Raw genomic sequence first — 15,802 nt, forward strand, 5'->3', positions numbered from 1 at the left:
ACACCGAGACTCACGGCCACTGGAGCCCTTCGATGCATATCGCGCTGCTGTCACGCAACCGCAACCTCTACTCCACTCGTCGGCTGGTGGAGGCCGCCGAACAGCGCGGCCACAGCGTAAGGGTGGTCGATACCCTGCGCTGCTACATGAGCATCGCCGCCCACCACCCCTCGATCCACCTCAAGGGGGAGGAGCTCGAGCCCTTCGACGCGGTGATCCCGCGCATCGGCGCCTCGGTGACCTTCTACGGCTGTGCCGTGCTGCGCCAGTTCGAGATGATGGGCACCTATGTGCTCAACGACTCCGTCGCCATCACCCGCTCCCGGGACAAGCTGCGCTCGCTGCAGCTGCTCTCCCGCAAGGGGCTGGGCCTGCCGATCACCGGCTTCGCCCACTCCCCGGACGACATCCCCGACCTCATCACCATGGTCAAGGGAGCGCCGCTGGTGATCAAGCTGCTGGAGGGGACCCAGGGCATCGGCGTGGTGCTGGCCGAGACCAACCAGGCCGCCGAGAGCGTGATCCAGGCCTTCATGGGCATGAAGGCCAACATCATGGTGCAGGAGTACATCAAGGAGGCCCGCGGCGCCGATATCCGCTGCTTCGTGATCGGCGACAAGGTGGTGGCCTCCATGAAGCGCCAGGCCGCCGAGGGCGAGTTCCGTTCCAACCTGCACCGCGGCGGCACCGCCAGCGTGATCCGCATCACCCCGGAGGAGCGCTCCACGGCGATCCGCGCCGCCAAGGCCATGGGCCTGAGGGTGGCCGGCGTCGACCTGCTGCGCTCCAACCACGGCCCGGTGATCATGGAGGTCAACTCCTCTCCCGGCCTGCAGGGCATCGAGAGCGCCACCGGCAAGGATATCGCCGGGCTGATCATCGAACATATCGAGAAGAATGCCGCGCCCAGCCGCAAGGCACCGCCTAAACCCAAGGGGTAATTGCGCAGCCAGGGTGAAAAGTTCTCAATAGGGCATATTTATTGATCGCCGGGGGTAGCAAAACAGTGTTTCCCCCGCCACAATCTGCGTCACCGGAGGAGGTGACCGCTCATGTTTCTCGACAATCGCCAAGTGGCGATGGACAGCGTCCTTGAGGCGCTGGCTGACAGCATCGACTATTTTCAGGACAATCTGGAGCGCCTGCGTCCCAGCCTGCGTGACACTCTAAAACCTCACTACGAGGCCAGGAGCCGGTCGATGCGCGAGCTACAGGAGCTGGCCAGGGAGCATCTGCGAATGCTGCCCCGGGACGCCGACGTGGAGCGGGATGACTACATGTGGCTGTGGAGTCGATTGAAGAGCTTCGTCGGCAATGAGAGCCAGGTGGTGGTCAACGAGCTGCTCGAACAGGAGCGGGTGCTGATGCAGGCCCTCTCTACCCTCTACACCCATCCCCTTCCCGATCCCATCGAGCCGGTCATCGAGTCCTGCTGGAAGGGCTGCCGGGCGCTGATCCGCGAGCTCTACGCCCAGCAGAAGTCCCGCCGCCGCTGAGAGTCCGCCGCTGAGAGATAGCGCCGCACGGCGCGTCAGCGAGCCGGCGTCTCGGGCATTTCCGGAAACAGCCAGGCTTCCCAGAAGGGAGGCGCCACCTCCAGGGGCTCCAACGGACCCAGGAAGTGCGGCTCCCGCCCCCAGAGGTAGAGGTCTCCCAGGATGGCCACCCGCGCCACCCACTCCCGGGCCTGCAGCCGCCACTCGCCGCTGACCCGGCGCGAGGGCGATGGCACCGCACAGCCAGTGACCTCCAGCCCCACGGCATCGGCGATATAGAGTGCCCTGGGGAGATGCCAGGCCTGGGTGATCAGCACCGCCTCCTCCACGCCGAAGACATCCCGCGCTCGCACCAGAGTATCGAAGGTGCTGAAGCCGGCGTAGTCCAGGGTCATGTCGGCATCGGCCACCTGGCGCCCGCGCAGATCCCGCCACATGGTGACGGGCTCGTTGTAGAAGCGAGTGCGGTTGTCGCCGGAGAGCAGCAGGTGATCGACCCGCCCGAGGCGCAGCAGCCGCGCCGAGGCGCTCATGCGGGCGTCGAAGTAGGGGTTACGGACCCCGCTGCGGGTCCAGTGGGAGGTCCCGAAGACGATACCCACCCGCTCGCCCCCGCACATCGGCAGCGTCTGCTCGATGCGCGAATGGGTTCGGCCCAGCACCCAGAGGTTCGCCGCCACGAACAGCAGGGCCGCCAGCAAGGCGGCGGCCCCCAGGGTCATCAGCAGGCCGCGACAGGCCTTCCACACTGCCCGTTTCACCTCGCAAGCGCCTCGCATGGCTTCATGGTCTCCAGGCTGACGAGCTCTGGGCGTCAGAACATGCCCAGTTCCAGCCTGGCCTCTTCGCTCATCATCTCACGACTCCAGGGCGGGTCGAAGACGATCTCGGTATGTACCTTGCTGATCTGGGGAGCGCCGAGGATCTTGTTGCGGGCGTCGGCGGCGATGACGTCGCCCATGCCGCAGCCGGGGGCGGTCAGCGTCATGCGAATGGTAACGATGCGCTCACCGGTGATCAGGCGCTCGATGCGGCAGCCGTAGACCAGGCCCAGATCGACGATATTGACCGGAATCTCCGGGTCGAAGCAGGTGCGCAGCTGGTCCCAGACGAACTGCTCGATCTGCTCCTCGGAGGCGTCCTCGGAAAGGGTCGGCCGCGGCAGCGCCTCGAGCCCCAGGGCGTCTAGGTTGGCGCCCTCGATCAGGTAGAGGCGTCCCTCGAAGCCGACGCTCACCGTGCTCCCCTTGGCCTGCATCACGCTGACGATGCTGTCCTCGGCCAGGGTCACCGTCTTGCCGAAGGGGATGGAGATCGCCTCGACGTCGCGCTGCAGGGGCAGGGTCTGTCCCTTCTCGAGGCTGGCTATCTGCTCGATATCGCTCATGGCTCTCTCTGTATCCGTGGCCCTATCTCACCATGCCGATGACGCGCGTAAGCGCCTCGGCGAAGGTATCGATCTCTTCCAGGGTGTTGTAGGCGGCAAAGGAGGCCCGACAGGTGGCATCCACGCCGAACTGGGCCAGCAGCGGCTGGGCGCAGTGGTGGCCGGTACGAATCGCCACCCCCAGCTGATCGATCAGCAGGCCGATATCCTGGGAGTGAGCCCCGTCGACCACGAAGGAGAGCACCCCCGCCTTGCCCGGTGCCGTGCCCAGGATGCGCAGGCCGTCGATACGCGACACCGCGGCGGTGGCGCGCTGAAGCAGGCGCTCCTCCCAGGCGCCGATAGCCGAGAGGCCGACGCCGGCGACCCAGCGCAGCGCCTCGCCCAGGGCGATCACCTCGGCGATGGCCGGGGTGCCGGCCTCGAACTTGTGGGGAATCTCGGCGAAGGTGGTGCCGGCCTCGAAAGAGACCGTCCTGATCATTTCACCGCCGCCCTGCCAGGGGGGCATCGCCTCGAGCAGCGCCGCCTTGCCGTAGAGCACGCCCACCCCGGTGGGGCCATAGACCTTGTGGCCGGAGAAGGCGTAGAAGTCGGCGTCGATGTCGCGCACATCCACTTCCTGGTGGGGCGTGGCCTGGGCGCCGTCCACCAGGATCAGCGCTCCGTGGGCGTGGGCCAGGGCCGCCATCTCCTTGACCGGGTTGACGGTGCCGAAGGCGTTGGAGACGTGGTTGACCGCCACCAGCCGGGTGCGCTCGCCGAGCAGCGCCCGATAGGCGTCGAGGTCCAGCACGCCGCGCTCATCCACCGGGATCACCTTGATGGTGAAGCCCAGCTCGGCGGCCAGGAGCTGCCAGGGCACGATATTGGAGTGGTGCTCCAGACGCGAGATCAGCACCTCGTCGCCGGGCCCCAGGTTGGCGCGCCCCCAGCTGTTGACCACCAGGTTGATCGCCTCGGTGGTGCCGCGGGTGAAGATGATCTCGCGGTGCTCGGCGGCGTTCAGGAAGCCGCGCACCGTCTCCCGGGTGCCCTCGAAGGCGGCCGTGGCCTCGTCGGCCAGGGTGTGCAGACCGCGGTGGATATTGGCGTTGTAGCCACTGTAGTAGGCGTCGAAGGCCTCGATCACCTGCCGCGGGGTCTGGCTGGTGGCGGCGTTGTCCAGATAGACCAGCGGCCTGCCATGCACCTGGCGGGACAGGATCGGGAAGTCCGCGCGAATCGCCGCCACGTCGAGGACGGGAGACTCGGGGACTCGGGCAGCCAGATCGGTCATGGCAGGCTCCTCCTCAGGATAACGGGGTCGGGTTCACTCATCGCCCAGGGCGACGGCGGCTTCCACCAGCCCGGCCAGGTTGAAACGCTCGGGCAGCTTGCCGGCCACGGCGAGTTCCACGCGCTCGGCAATGGCGTCCAGGCCAACCGCCTCGAGCACCTCGCCGGCGAAGGCCAGGGTGAGCAGGCCGCGAGCCGTCTGCTCGTCGATGCCGCGGGCGCGCAGGGCGTAGATGGCCTCGGGGTCGAGCTGACCGGTGGTGGTGCCGTGGGAGCACTTGACGTCGTCGGCGTAGATCTCGAGCTCCGGCTTGGCGTCGATCTCGGCGCGGTCGGAGAGCAGCAGGTTGGCGTTGCTCTGGAAACCCTCGATCTTCTGGCTGTCGCGCTTCACCACCACCCTGCCGTTGAACACGCCATGGGCGCGGTCATCGAGAATGCCCTTGTAGTTCTCGTTGGAGAAGGTGTGGGGCGCGTTGTGGTTGGCCACGGTGTGGCTGTCCACGTGCTGGCGACCCTGGCCGTAGAAGAGGCCATAGAAGTTGGAGGTGGCATTCTGGCCGTTGAGGTCGCTGATCAGATCGGTGCGCACCAGGCCTCCCCCCAGGTTCAGGTTGAACGAGGTGTAGGTGCTGTCGCGCCCCTGCTCCACATGGATGCTGGCCACGTGCAGGTCGGAAAGCGGTGCCTCCTGGAGCTTGTAGTGGGTCAGATGCGCCCCGCGGTCGACGATGACCTCCGCCACCAGGTTGGTGAAGTTGGCCGCGGCCTCTTCCCCCACGTGGTGCTCGACCAGAGTCGCCTGGCTGCGCCCGCCGGCCTCCACCAGGATGCGCGGATGGCTCATCACCGGCCGCTCGCCGGCCCGGGAGAGGAACTGCAGGATGATCGGCTTCTCCACCACGGTGCCCGGCGCCAGGCGCACCACGGCCCCCTCTTCGACGAAGGCGGTGTTGAGCGCCGAGAAGGGCGAGAACTCCACGCCGGTCAGCCGGCCCAGGGGGCCACCCACCGCCTCGTGGTTCTCCTCCAGGGCCCGGGAGAGCGGCGTCACCGTCACGCCGTCCGGCAGGCCGTCGAGCTGGGAGAGCGCCGCCGAGAAGAGGCCGTCGACGAAGGTCAGCCGGTAGGCGTCGAGGGGCAGCGTCAGGGCCGCGGCGGAGGCCGGGGAAAACTCGGCGTCCTCGGCCAGGGCAAAATCGCCCCGGGCGATGGCGCGCACGTCGGTGTACTTCCACGCCTCGTCGCGACGGGTCGGGAAGCCCAGGGCCTCGAAGCGGGCCGCGCCGGCCTGGCGCCGAGCGGCGATCCAGGTCGGCTCCTGCCCCTGGGCCTCGCGGCGCCGGGCGGTGCGCTCGGCCAGCCGGTCGAGGAAGGTCTGTACTTCACTTGTCACATCACTCATGCGGCGGACTCCTCCAGCACCCAGTCATAGCCACGGGACTCGAGCTCCAGCGCCAGCTCGGCGCCGCCGCTCTTGGCGATGCGGCCGTCGACCAGCACGTGCACATGGTCCGGCACGATGTAGTCGAGCAGGCGCTGGTAGTGGGTCACCAGCAGGATGCCGCGATCCGCGGCCCGCAGGCTGTTGACGCCATCGGCCACGATCTTCATGGCGTCGATGTCGAGGCCCGAGTCGATCTCGTCGAGCATGGCCAGCTTGGGCTGCAGCACCAGCATCTGCAGGATCTCGTTGCGCTTCTTCTCGCCGCCGGAGAAGCCCTCGTTGACGGAGCGCTGCAGGAAGCTGGCGTCCATCTTCATCTCGGCGGTCTTCTCCTTGACCAGCTTGAGGAACTCGGGGGCCGGGATCTCCGGCTGGCCGTCGGCGGCACGCTTGGCGTTGAGTGCCGCCTTGAGCAGGTAGATGTTCTTCACCCCGGGGATCTCCACCGGGTACTGGAAGCCCAGCAGCAGGCCGGCAAGTGCCCGCTCCTCGACCTCCATCTCCAGCACGTCCTTGCCTTCGAAGGTAATGGAACCAGAGGTGACCTCGTAGCCCTCCTTGCCGGCGATCACCGCCGAGAGGGTGGACTTGCCGGCGCCGTTGGGGCCCATGATGGCATGCACTTCCCCGGCATTGATGGTCAGGGTGAGGCCCTTGAGGATTTCCTTGCCCTCGACCGTAACGTGCAGATCCTTGACTTCGAGCATCTTCAATACCTTTGAATTCTGAAAAATGTGAACTCGGAAATAGACGGGGTTAGCCGACCGAGCCTTCGAGGGTCACGCTGAGCAGCGCCTCGGCCTCCACCGCGAACTCCATCGGCAGCTCCTGGAAGACGTCCTTGCAGAAGCCGTTGACGATCATGCTCACCGCGTCCTCCTCGGAGATCCCGCGGCTCTGGCAGTAGAAGAGCTGGTCCTCACCGATCTTGGAGGTGGTCGCCTCGTGTTCCACGGTGGCGGTGCTGTTGCCGATCTCCTGATAGGGGAAGGTGTGGGCGCCGCACTGGTCGCCGATCAGCAGGGAGTCACACTGGGTGAAGTTGCGCGCCCCCTTGGCCCGCGGGCCGATCTTCACCAGGCCCCGGTAGGACTGGTTGCTGCGGCCGGCGGAGATCCCCTTGGAGATGATGCTGGAGCGGGTGCCCTCGCCGATATGGATCATCTTGGTGCCGGTATCGGCCTGCTGGCGGCCGTTGGTCACCGCCACGGAGTAGAACTCGCCGATGCTCTCCTTGCCGCGCAGCACGCAGGAGGGGTACTTCCAGGTGATGGCGGAGCCGGTCTCGACCTGGGTCCAGCTGATCCGCGAGCGGTCGCCGCGGCAGTCGCCGCGCTTGGTGACGAAGTTGTAGATGCCGCCCTTGCCGTCCTCATCCCCCGGGTACCAGTTCTGCACCGTGGAGTACTTGATGTAGGCGTCGTCCAGGGCGACCAGCTCCACCACCGCCGCGTGCAGCTGGTTCTCGTCGCGCATCGGCGCGGTGCAGCCCTCCAGGTAGGAGACCTGGGCCCCCTCCTCGCAGATGATCAGGGTGCGCTCGAACTGGCCGGTGTTGGCGGCGTTGATGCGGAAGTAGGTGGAGAGCTCCATGGGGCAGGTGACGCCCTTGGGCACGAAGACGAAGGAGCCGTCGGTGAAGACCGCGGAGTTGAGCGCGGCGAAGTAGTTGTCGGTCACCGGCACCACGCTGCCCAGGTACTGCCTGACCAGCTCGGGATAGTCCTTCACCGCCTCGGAGATGGAGCAGAAGATCACCCCGGCCTCGTAGAGCTTCTCCTTGAAGGTGGTGGTCACGGAGACGGAGTCGAACACCGCGTCCACCGCCACGCCGGCGAGCGCCGCCCGCTCGTGAAGGGGAATGCCCAGCTTCTCGTAGGTCTCGAGCAGCTTGGGGTCGACCTCATCGAGGCTCTGGGGCTTGTCCTCGTCACGCTTGGGCGCGCTGAAGTAGGAGATCGCCTGGTAGTCGATGGGCGGATAGTCGAGATGGGCCCAGGAGGGGGGCGTCATCTTCAGCCACTTGCGATAGGCCTCCAGGCGCCACTCCAGCATCCACTCGGGCTCGCCCTTCTTCTTCGAGATGAAGGCGATGGTCCCCTCGTCGAGGCCGGGCGGCAGCGTATCGCTCTCGATGTCGGTCACGAAGCCTTCCTTGTACTCGCGACGGACAAGCTGTTCCATTTCCTGACTTGCCATGATGTCTCCCCTCCCGGGCGGTTGGGCCGGCGAGCCGGGCTCGCCAGTGATGATTCTTCAGGCGACTCAGACCGGATCGGCGGCCAGGGTCACACTCTGGATGGGCAGCTGCACGGGCAGCTTGATCGGCGCGGTATCGGCCAGGTGGGCCAGGGTCACGCTATCGAGCAGGGCGCGCACGGCCAGGGACACGCGCTGCCAGTTGTCGGCCACCCCGCAGGTCGCGGCGAGGTCGCAGTCGCCCTCGGCGTGACTGCACTCGGTCATGGCCACCGGACCCTCGATGGCGGTGATGATGTCGATGGCGGTGATCTTCGACGCCGGTCGCGCCAGGGAGTAGCCGCCCTGGGCGCCGCGGCGCGACTCCAGGAGCCCCGCCTTGACCAGCATCTTCAGGGTCTTGGCGACCGTGGGGTGAGGCAGCTGTACCGATTCGGCCAGCTCGGCGGCCGCGTGGGGCTGCTCCGGGTGACGGGCGATCTGCGCCATCACCACGGCGGCATAGTCAGTCAGCCGCGAAAGCTTGAGCATGCTGCCCTCCTCGGTAGTACCCGGACGCAGGATGTCCGCGCCTCGATTGCGGACCATTTTAGTCCTGTATGGATTCGATGTGAAGCCCAGCGGGCAATTTCCGGCGTCAGGCGAGCAGGATGGCGGCACGTTCGCCGCCGATCTCATCAATAACAACAATCGTTCTCATTGAAGAGAGCTATCGCTCACGCCTTCTTGACGCTCACGCCTTCTTGACAAAAGCGGACTTCAGCTTCATGGGGCCGATGCCATCGACCTTGCAGTCGATATCGTGGTCGCCCTCGACCAGGCGGATATTCTTGACCTTGGTGCCCACCTTGACCACCAGGGAGGAGCCCTTGACCTTGAGGTCCTTGATCACGGTGACGGTGTCGCCGTCGGCCAGGGGGTTGCCGTTGGCGTCGCGCACCTGGGGCGTGTCGTCGACGGCCGCCTCGTTCGCCTCCCGGGACCACTCGTGGCCGCACTCGGGGCAGACGTACTGCAGGCCGTCGTCGTAGGTAAAGGAAGAGTCACAGGCGGGACAGTGGGGAAGATCGCTCACGTCAGGCTCCGGCAGGTCAACGAAAGCCGCCAAGCCTACACCGCCGCGCCCCGGGCCTCCAGCCGAGGGCATGACGCCCGAGGCCGAGGCTGGCAGGATAGAGACGGATTCCGACACGACAGGAAAGCGTCATGGGCGAGGGCCTCACCACGGTATTCGGCGGCACCGGCTTTCTGGGCAGCGCCATCGTGCGCGAGCTGGTGGAGGCCGGCCGGCCGGTGCGCATCGCCGCCCGCCGCCCGCTGCTGCCCGACTGGCTGGAGCCAGGCGACAGCGTCGAGGCCCTGGCCTGCGATCTGCGCGACGAGCACCAGGTGGCCGCCGCCCTGGCGGGCAGCAGCGCCGCCATCAATGCGGTCAGCCTCTATGTGGAGCGGCCCCGGGCGGGCCTGACCTTCCAGGCGATCCACGTGGAGGGGGCCACCCGCCTGGCGCGACTCGCCCGGGAAGCCGGCGTGGCGCGCTTCGTTCACGTCTCCGGCATCGGCGCCAGCACCGCCTCGCCCTCGGCCTATGTGCGGGCCCGGGGGGCCGGCGAGCACGGCGTGGTGGATGCCTTGCCCAAGGCGATCCTGCTGCGCCCGAGCGTGCTGTTCGGGCCCGACGATGCCTTCCTCTCCGCCCTGGTACGCCTGGCCCGCCTGCCCGCGGTGCCGCTGTTCGGTCGCGGCGAGACGCGCCTCCAGCCGGTCCACGTGGATGACGTGGCAAGAGCCGCGGTACGCCTGAGCGGGTCACGCCCCCTGGAGCGCCGGCTGTTCGAGCTCGGCGGTCCGGAACGGCTGAGCTACCGCCGGATCCTCGAGCAGGTGCTGGCCCACCTGGAGTGCCGGCGCACCCTTCTGCCGGTCCCCTTCTTCCTGTGGCGCCTGGCGGCCCTGCTGCTCAGCCCCCTCCCCTCGCCGCCGCTGACCCGGGACCAGGTGATCCTGATGCAGCAGGACACCCTGGTCGGCGAGGACGTCGGCACCTTCGCGGAGCTCGGTATCGTGCCGCGCACCCTCCATGACAGCCTGCCGGCCTGCCTCGGCAGCGTGGCACACCGCTGACGCAGCGACTGGCCCGGACGCCGAATACGCCGCTGCCCCTCTCCCGTGACAGAATGGGGCAACGCCATTGCCGGAGATGTCCCGCATGACACTTGTCGCTGCCACCCTCTCCGTGGCCCTCTCGGCCGCCCCCTGGCTGCTGCTGGGCCTGACCATTGCCGGGCTGATCAAGGCGCTGCTCGACGAGGCCCGGCTGACGCGCTGGGTCGGCGGTCGCGGCCTCGGCAGCGTGGCCCGGGCCGCCGTCATCGGCGCCCCGCTGCCGCTCTGCTCCTGTGGCGCCATTCCCACCGCCCTGGCCCTGCACCGCGCCGGCGCCTCGCGGGGCCCGACCACCGCCTTTCTGATCGGCACGCCGGGCATCGGCATCGACTCCATGGCGATCACCTATGCCCTGCTCGGCCCCTTCATGGCCCTGGCCCGCGGCCTGGGTGCGGTGCTCACGGCCATCGCCACCGGACTGCTGGTGGAGCGCACCCGGTACACCACGGCACCTCCCGCTCCGGCGGCTTCGAGCTGCGGATGCAGCAGTGGCTGTAGCGGGGAGGCCAGGGCAGCACCCGCCGCGCTGCCCCGGCGCCTCGCCGCAGGCCTGCGCTACGCCTTCAGCGACATTCTCGATGACATCAGCCGCTGGCTGCTGATCGGGCTGCTGGTGGCCGGCGCCCTGATCGCCCTGGTGCCTCCCGCCACCCTGTCCGCCCTGGGCAGCGGCCCGCTAGCCATGCTGCTGATGGCGCTGATCGGCATTCCCATGTACCTCTGCGCCACCGCCGCCACTCCGATCGCCGCCGGTCTGCTGCTGGCCGGCGTCTCTCCGGGCACGGTGCTGGTCTTCCTGATCGCCGCCCCCGTCACCAGCCTGGCGACCCTGGGGGTGTTCCGCCGCGAGCTGGGCAGCCGTGCGCTGGCCGCCTATCTCTCAGGGATCGTGATCAGCGCCCTGCTCCTGGGGATGGGGGTGGATGCACTGCTGGGCGGATGGCAGCTGGATGTGCTGCATCAGGTCGACCGGGTGCAGGAGCTGCTGCCGGAGTGGCTCGAGGCCGCTGCCCTGATCGTGCTGGTGGCGCTCGCCATCAGGCCACTGCGTCGTCGGCTGGCCGCCGGCCTTGTCCTGCCAACCTGAACGGGGAGCTTCGATGATCCAGCCGCGGTCACGGCTGGCCCACGAGGCCGCCGCCTGGGCCGAGGCCCAGGCGGCCCACCAACCGGGGCCGGCGGCGCCCTGAGATGACAGGCCCTTTCCACCCCGCTTGAGGGTCAGTCGCCCAGAGCGGCGAGCCGGTCGGCCTGAACCACCTCGATCCAGTAGCCGTCGACGTCCTTCACGAAGACCACATCCTTCATCTTGCCCTGGTCGCTGCGCTTGATGAACTCGACGCCGTTGCTGCCGAACCAGGCTTCGGCGGCCTTGAGGTCCGGCACCGAGAAACAGATATGGCCGAAGCCCTGCGGCTGGGCGTTGCCGTCATGGTAGGCGAAGTCATCCTGTGTCTCGGTTCCCCAGTTATGGGTCAGCTCAAGCAGGCCGCGCTGGCTGAAGGTCCAGACCGTGCGGTCGCCCACGTTCTCAGGTACCGTTTCGTCCGCCTCCAGCTTCGCCAGAAAATAGAGCGAGAACTGCATCTCCTCAAAGTCCAGCCGGCGCAGGACACACATGCCGAACACGTGAGAATAAAAGGCAAGTGCCTTCTCGGGATTTTTCACACGCAGCATGGTGTGGTTGAGACGGAAGCCGTCGGAATCGGCGGTGGGGGTCTGCACGCCGGGGTGTTTCTCGCCATTGAAACTCATGAGGTCTCCTTGCATTGCTGAAGCTGGGGCCATCCAGGATGGCCAGCCCCCGGCGACCGCCGGGGGCTGGAGGAATTAGACTTCGCCGCGCTGCATAAGCTGGCCAATATGTTCGGCCTGGCGGATCGCCAGCGAGACGATAGTCAGGGTAGGATTCTCTGCCGCCGAGGTGGTGAACTGGCTGCCATCCGAGATGAACAGGTTGGGGACCTCGTGGGTGCGGCCATAGGCATTACAGACGCCATCCTCAGGGCGTTCGCTCATGCGGCAGGTCCCAAGATTGTGGGTTGAGGGATAGGGCGGCACTTCGTAGACATCCTTCGCCCCCACCGAGCGGTAGAGCTCGGCACCCTGCCGGTAGCCGTGCTCGCGCATGGCGACGTCGTTGGGGTGATCGTCGTAGTGAACATTGGCCACCGGCAGGCCGAACCGATCGGTGACCTCGGGGTTCAGGGTGATCCGGTTGCCCTCCTGGGGGAGATCCTCACCCACCAACCACATGCCGGCCATGTTCTCATACTGATCGAGCGCCCCGGTAAAACGCGGCCCCCAGGCACCGGGATCGAAGAAGGCCGCCATGAACGGCAGGCCCAGCGCCAAGGTCTCCATCTCGTAGCCGCCTACGAAGCCTCTCTCGGCGTCATGGTGGGACTCGTCCGAGATGATGCCGGCCATAGTAGTACCGCGATACATGCGCACAGGCTCGTCGAAGGTGGCATAGACCGAGCCAGTCATGTGCCGCATGTAATTACGACCTACCTGCCCCGAGCCATTGGCCAACCCCGCCGGGAACAGGCTGCTGGCGGAATTGAGCAACAGCCTCGGCGTCTCAATGGAGTTGCCGGCCACTGCAACCAGGCGAGCCTTCTGGCGTTTCTCGTTGCCCTCGGCATCAAAGTAGACCACGGCCGTGACCCTGCCGCTGTCGTTATGCTCGATGCGTGCCACGTGGGATTCCGGGCGCAGCTCCAGGTGGCCCGTGGCGATACCCTCGGGAAGTTCGGTATAGAGCGTCGACCACTTGGCACCGGTCTTGCAGCCCTGGAAGCAGAAGCCACGTTGCTGACAGGCTGCACGCCCGTCGCGCGGCTCGCTGTTGATGGCCATATGACCGGTATCGCAGGAGTATCCCATCTTCTCGGCACCAGCATGCATCACCTTGAAGTTGTTGTTACCGGGTAACCCCTTGTTGCCATTGGTACGGGTTACGCCCATTCGCTTCTCGGCGCGGTCGTAGTAGGGGGCGAGGTCATCATAGCTGAGTGGCCAGTCGAGCAGGTTGGCCCCCTCGACCTCACCGTAGGTGGTGAGCGCCGCGAACTCGTGGGGCTGGAAACGCAGGCTGGCTCCGGCCCAGTGGACGGTGGTGCCGCCCACTGCCTTGACGATCCAGGCGGGCAGGTTGGGGAAATCTCTGGCAAGCCGCCAACTTCCTGAAGTGGTGCGCGTATCCAGCCAGGCAAGCTGGGCGAAGGAAGCCCACTCGTCTGCCAGGAAGTCCGCAGTAGTGTGCAGAGCTCCGGCCTCCAGAACCACTACATCGATGCCCTGCTGGGCAAGTTCGTTGGCCAGGGTGCCGCCCCCCGCGCCGGACCCGATCACCACAACGACACTGTCATCGTCGTGGGAAAAGGTCTGCTGATTGTCGGTCATTGCCATCTTGGCGTCTCCGGATACGTCGTTGTTGTCGTTATCGTGGCAAGCGATCTGGCAGCGTCAGCCCACGCTCTCGAAGGGCAGGTACCCGGCCTGGGGCTTGGGCGGCTCGGGCAGCCAGTCAAGGTCATTGAAGCCCTTGGTCAGGTAACCACCGTCGCCCTGGGCGCCCTCGTATCCAAAGTGGGCGAAGGCCAGGGAATTGTCATAGAGCGAAACCACCGCATCACCGCGAACGGTCTCGAAGAAGGGCTGGCCGGCCATGGGGGCCAGGTGCTGGAGACGTCCAGCATCGTCAAGTGCTAACCAGTCGCCGGCGGCGGACGCGTCGAGTGCATCGATACCCTCCTTCAACAGGGCATGCATCGAAGCATCGGCCGCCTTGCGATCCAGGCTCTTAACGACCATGGCGTAGGCGGCGTCCTCCAGGCCCGGATGCGGGAACATCTGCCGGGTGATGGCGAGGAGCATCTCGCCCTGACGCGAGCTGAGCGTATCCAGGGAGAGCGCCCAGCTGCGGGACGGTGCGAGCAGTGCAATCGGACCACTGGCAAAGGCCAGGGTACCGGCCAGGACACCGCCGCTGGCCTTGAGGAAGACGCGGCGGGAGAGGTTGGGGGAATTCATCGCTGGATTCTCCAGAGTGAAGGCCCAGTCGCCAGTGAGCGCCTGCGCCTGGTCTCTTGTTGTTGTCGGGGTGCCGAAGACATCAGACACCTCAGCTGAGAGTAAGCCTGCGATGCGCAGTTGGGGTAACAGTGGAGTACTACATCGACGATGGTCTAATGCTCAAGGGCAGCCACAGGGGGCAATGTCGAGGCATGGCGAAACCGGCATGTCGCCGAAAATATGCTTTCGCCAGCGGAGTAGAGAAGCCATGTGTCACGTCTATGCATCCACCGCCCCCGAACGCTACGAGTGCACCACCCGCTCGGTGCGCCTGCAGGGTAGCGTCACCAGCGTTCGGCTTGAGAACGAGTTCTGGGAGATCCTCGACCTGCTAGCCCGTGACCAGCAGCTTTCTACCGGTCAGTTCATCAGCGAACTGTATGGCGAAGTGATGGCCACCAAAGGCACCGTACCCAACCTGGCCTCGATGCTGCGCGTTGCCTGCGCCGTGCACCTGCATATCCGGGCCGAGCCAGCCGTACGCAGAGCCTGACATCCAACTGTCGACGACGTAAAGGCACGCCGGGCGTGCTTCATGGCTATGCTGTGGTAGCGGCCCCGCGAGGGGTTCCACCCACCAGGGAGCCTGAGTCTTGAGCCACCAGAGTCGGGTCATCACCTTCTACGACGAACGCATGCTGGCCCATGAACCGGACATCGAGGCGCCGTTCCTGCCGGGCCGCATGGACACCCGCATCCGCTCGCTGCTGTCGGGGCTGGGCGTACCCTGGAAGTACCCGGAACACCCCGCCAGACTGACCGCCATCCGCCACCTCCTCGAGCTCGAACCGGTACCCGGGGTCACCTTCCAGACCGGCATGGCCGCGACGCGGGAACAGCTGGCGCGGGTCCACACCCTCTCCTACGTGGACTCCCTGTCTCGGCTGCGGGGCAAGAGCGCCTGGCTGGACGTGGATACCACGGCGGTGTCTCCCGGCAGCGTCGAGGCGGCCGAGGTGGCCGCCGGCACGGCGATCGCCGCGGTGGAGGCGGTACTCCAGGGGCGCACGGAGAGCGGCTTTGCGCTGGTGAGGCCGCCGGGCCACCACGCCGAGCCGGTGCGCGCCCGAGGTTTCTGCCTGTTCAACAACGTAGCGGTGGCCGCCGCCCATGCGCGCCTGGCGCTGGGCTGCGAGCGGGTGATGATCGTGGACTGGGATGCCCACCATGGCAACGGCACCCAGGACATCTTCTGGGCGGACCCGGATGTGCTCTTCTTCGACATCCATCGCGCCTCGCCCTTCTACCCGGGGACGGGCAGCCTCGAGGAGGTCGGCGCAGGACTGGGAGACGGCACCAACGTCAATGTCCCGCTGCCGGCCGACGCCGGTGACGCCGCCTACCTCAAGGCGTTCCGCGAGATCCTGGTGCCGGCGGCGGAGTGGTTCCAGCCCGACCTGATCCTGGTCTCGGCAGGATTCGACCCCCACAGCCATGATCTGGCGCTAAACGTCTCCTATGACGGCTTTGCCGCCATGACGGGCATCCTCCAGGCGCTGGCCCGGCGGCACTGCAGCGGCCGGCTGGTGTTCGTACTGGAGGGCGGCTACAACCTCATCTCCCTGTCACGGGGCGTGAGGACGGTGCTGCGCGTGCTGGCCGGCGAGGCACCACCGGAACCCGGCCAGCGCGGCCTGGCGGAGGTGGAGGCCGCTGCGGCCTTTCATCGCGACGCCTTCGTCAGTCAGCCGGCGCCGGTCGAGGCCGCCGCGCAGACGGGTCGGGAGAAGCGGTAACCGACCCGCCAGG

At 66.9% G+C, this 15,802-nt stretch carries 17 protein-coding genes; 6 read left to right on the forward strand and 11 right to left on the reverse strand.

Annotated elements, in window-relative coordinates:
• Positions 1-32 precede the first annotated feature (32 nt).
• Together rimK and ACRYRV_RS02600 are read left to right on the forward strand one after the other, a co-directional pair.
• Entirely contained in the window at positions 33-941 is a 909-nt protein-coding gene (gene rimK / locus ACRYRV_RS02595) for a 30S ribosomal protein S6--L-glutamate ligase (protein ID WP_253450651.1), read from the forward strand.
• Between the two features lie 111 nt (positions 942-1,052).
• A complete protein-coding gene (locus ACRYRV_RS02600) occupies positions 1,053-1,496 on the forward strand; it encodes a hypothetical protein (RefSeq protein ID WP_253450648.1) in 444 nt (147 codons plus the stop codon).
• A gap of 35 nt (positions 1,497-1,531) precedes the next feature.
• On the opposite strand, the gene ACRYRV_RS02605 is transcribed toward ACRYRV_RS02600, so the two are convergent.
• The 8 genes from ACRYRV_RS02605 to ACRYRV_RS02640 form a co-directional block, all read right to left on the reverse strand.
• Positions 1,532-2,218, reverse strand: a complete 687-nt coding sequence (locus ACRYRV_RS02605) for a SanA/YdcF family protein (protein ID WP_309637498.1) — start codon at positions 2,216-2,218, stop codon at positions 1,532-1,534.
• Positions 2,219-2,310: 92 nt separating this feature from the next.
• Positions 2,311-2,883, reverse strand: a complete 573-nt coding sequence (gene sufT / locus ACRYRV_RS02610) for a putative Fe-S cluster assembly protein SufT (protein WP_444986153.1) — start codon at positions 2,881-2,883, stop codon at positions 2,311-2,313.
• A 22-nt stretch (positions 2,884-2,905) separates the two neighbouring features.
• Positions 2,906-4,162, reverse strand: a complete 1,257-nt coding sequence (locus tag ACRYRV_RS02615; protein ID WP_444986151.1) for a SufS family cysteine desulfurase — start codon at positions 4,160-4,162, stop codon at positions 2,906-2,908.
• 33 nt (positions 4,163-4,195) lie between these two features.
• A complete protein-coding gene (sufD, locus tag ACRYRV_RS02620; protein ID WP_444986149.1) occupies positions 4,196-5,566 on the reverse strand; it encodes a Fe-S cluster assembly protein SufD in 1,371 nt (456 codons plus the stop codon).
• Positions 5,563-6,315 (reverse strand): Fe-S cluster assembly ATPase SufC, encoded by a 753-nt coding sequence (gene sufC / locus ACRYRV_RS02625; RefSeq protein WP_444986147.1) that lies wholly within the window; start codon positions 6,313-6,315, stop codon positions 5,563-5,565. Before sufC ends, sufD begins: the two co-directional genes overlap by 4 nt.
• A gap of 49 nt (positions 6,316-6,364) precedes the next feature.
• Positions 6,365-7,807, reverse strand: coding sequence for a Fe-S cluster assembly protein SufB (gene sufB / locus ACRYRV_RS02630; RefSeq protein ID WP_444986145.1), 1,443 nt, complete (start codon positions 7,805-7,807; stop codon positions 6,365-6,367).
• Positions 7,808-7,873: 66 nt separating this feature from the next.
• Positions 7,874-8,338, reverse strand: coding sequence for an SUF system Fe-S cluster assembly regulator (locus ACRYRV_RS02635; protein ID WP_309637450.1), 465 nt, complete (start codon positions 8,336-8,338; stop codon positions 7,874-7,876).
• 202 nt (positions 8,339-8,540) lie between these two features.
• Positions 8,541-8,882: a zinc ribbon domain-containing protein YjdM gene (locus ACRYRV_RS02640; RefSeq protein ID WP_444986143.1), complete on the reverse strand. Its 342-nt coding sequence runs from the start codon at positions 8,880-8,882 to the stop codon at positions 8,541-8,543.
• A 131-nt stretch (positions 8,883-9,013) separates the two neighbouring features.
• On the opposite strand from ACRYRV_RS02640, the gene ACRYRV_RS02645 reads away from it, so the two are divergent.
• Entirely contained in the window at positions 9,014-9,931 is a 918-nt protein-coding gene (locus tag ACRYRV_RS02645) for a complex I NDUFA9 subunit family protein (RefSeq protein WP_444986141.1), read from the forward strand.
• Between the two features lie 85 nt (positions 9,932-10,016).
• A complete protein-coding gene (locus ACRYRV_RS02650) occupies positions 10,017-11,060 on the forward strand; it encodes an SO_0444 family Cu/Zn efflux transporter (protein WP_444986139.1) in 1,044 nt (347 codons plus the stop codon).
• A gap of 134 nt (positions 11,061-11,194) precedes the next feature.
• Here ACRYRV_RS02650 and gloA read toward each other — a convergent pair whose 3' ends face one another.
• From gloA to ACRYRV_RS02665, 3 genes are all read right to left on the reverse strand, one after another.
• On the reverse strand, positions 11,195-11,728 hold the full coding sequence (gloA, locus tag ACRYRV_RS02655) for a lactoylglutathione lyase (protein ID WP_444986137.1): 534 nt from the start codon (positions 11,726-11,728) through the stop codon (positions 11,195-11,197).
• A 75-nt stretch (positions 11,729-11,803) separates the two neighbouring features.
• The gene (locus tag ACRYRV_RS02660; RefSeq protein ID WP_444986135.1) at positions 11,804-13,387 is read right to left on the reverse strand and encodes a GMC family oxidoreductase; all 1,584 of its coding nucleotides are present in this window, start codon (positions 13,385-13,387) and stop codon (positions 11,804-11,806) included.
• A gap of 57 nt (positions 13,388-13,444) precedes the next feature.
• Positions 13,445-14,011 (reverse strand): twin-arginine translocation signal domain-containing protein, encoded by a 567-nt coding sequence (locus tag ACRYRV_RS02665; protein ID WP_444986133.1) that lies wholly within the window; start codon positions 14,009-14,011, stop codon positions 13,445-13,447.
• A gap of 250 nt (positions 14,012-14,261) precedes the next feature.
• Between ACRYRV_RS02665 and ACRYRV_RS02670 the strand changes: the two genes are divergently transcribed.
• Positions 14,262-14,546, forward strand: a complete 285-nt coding sequence (locus ACRYRV_RS02670; protein WP_444986131.1) for a ribbon-helix-helix domain-containing protein — start codon at positions 14,262-14,264, stop codon at positions 14,544-14,546.
• 100 nt (positions 14,547-14,646) lie between these two features.
• Positions 14,647-15,789, forward strand: coding sequence for a histone deacetylase family protein (locus ACRYRV_RS02675; RefSeq protein ID WP_444986129.1), 1,143 nt, complete (start codon positions 14,647-14,649; stop codon positions 15,787-15,789).
• Positions 15,790-15,802 lie beyond the last annotated feature (13 nt).

The organism is Halomonas mongoliensis, from assembly GCF_052496345.1.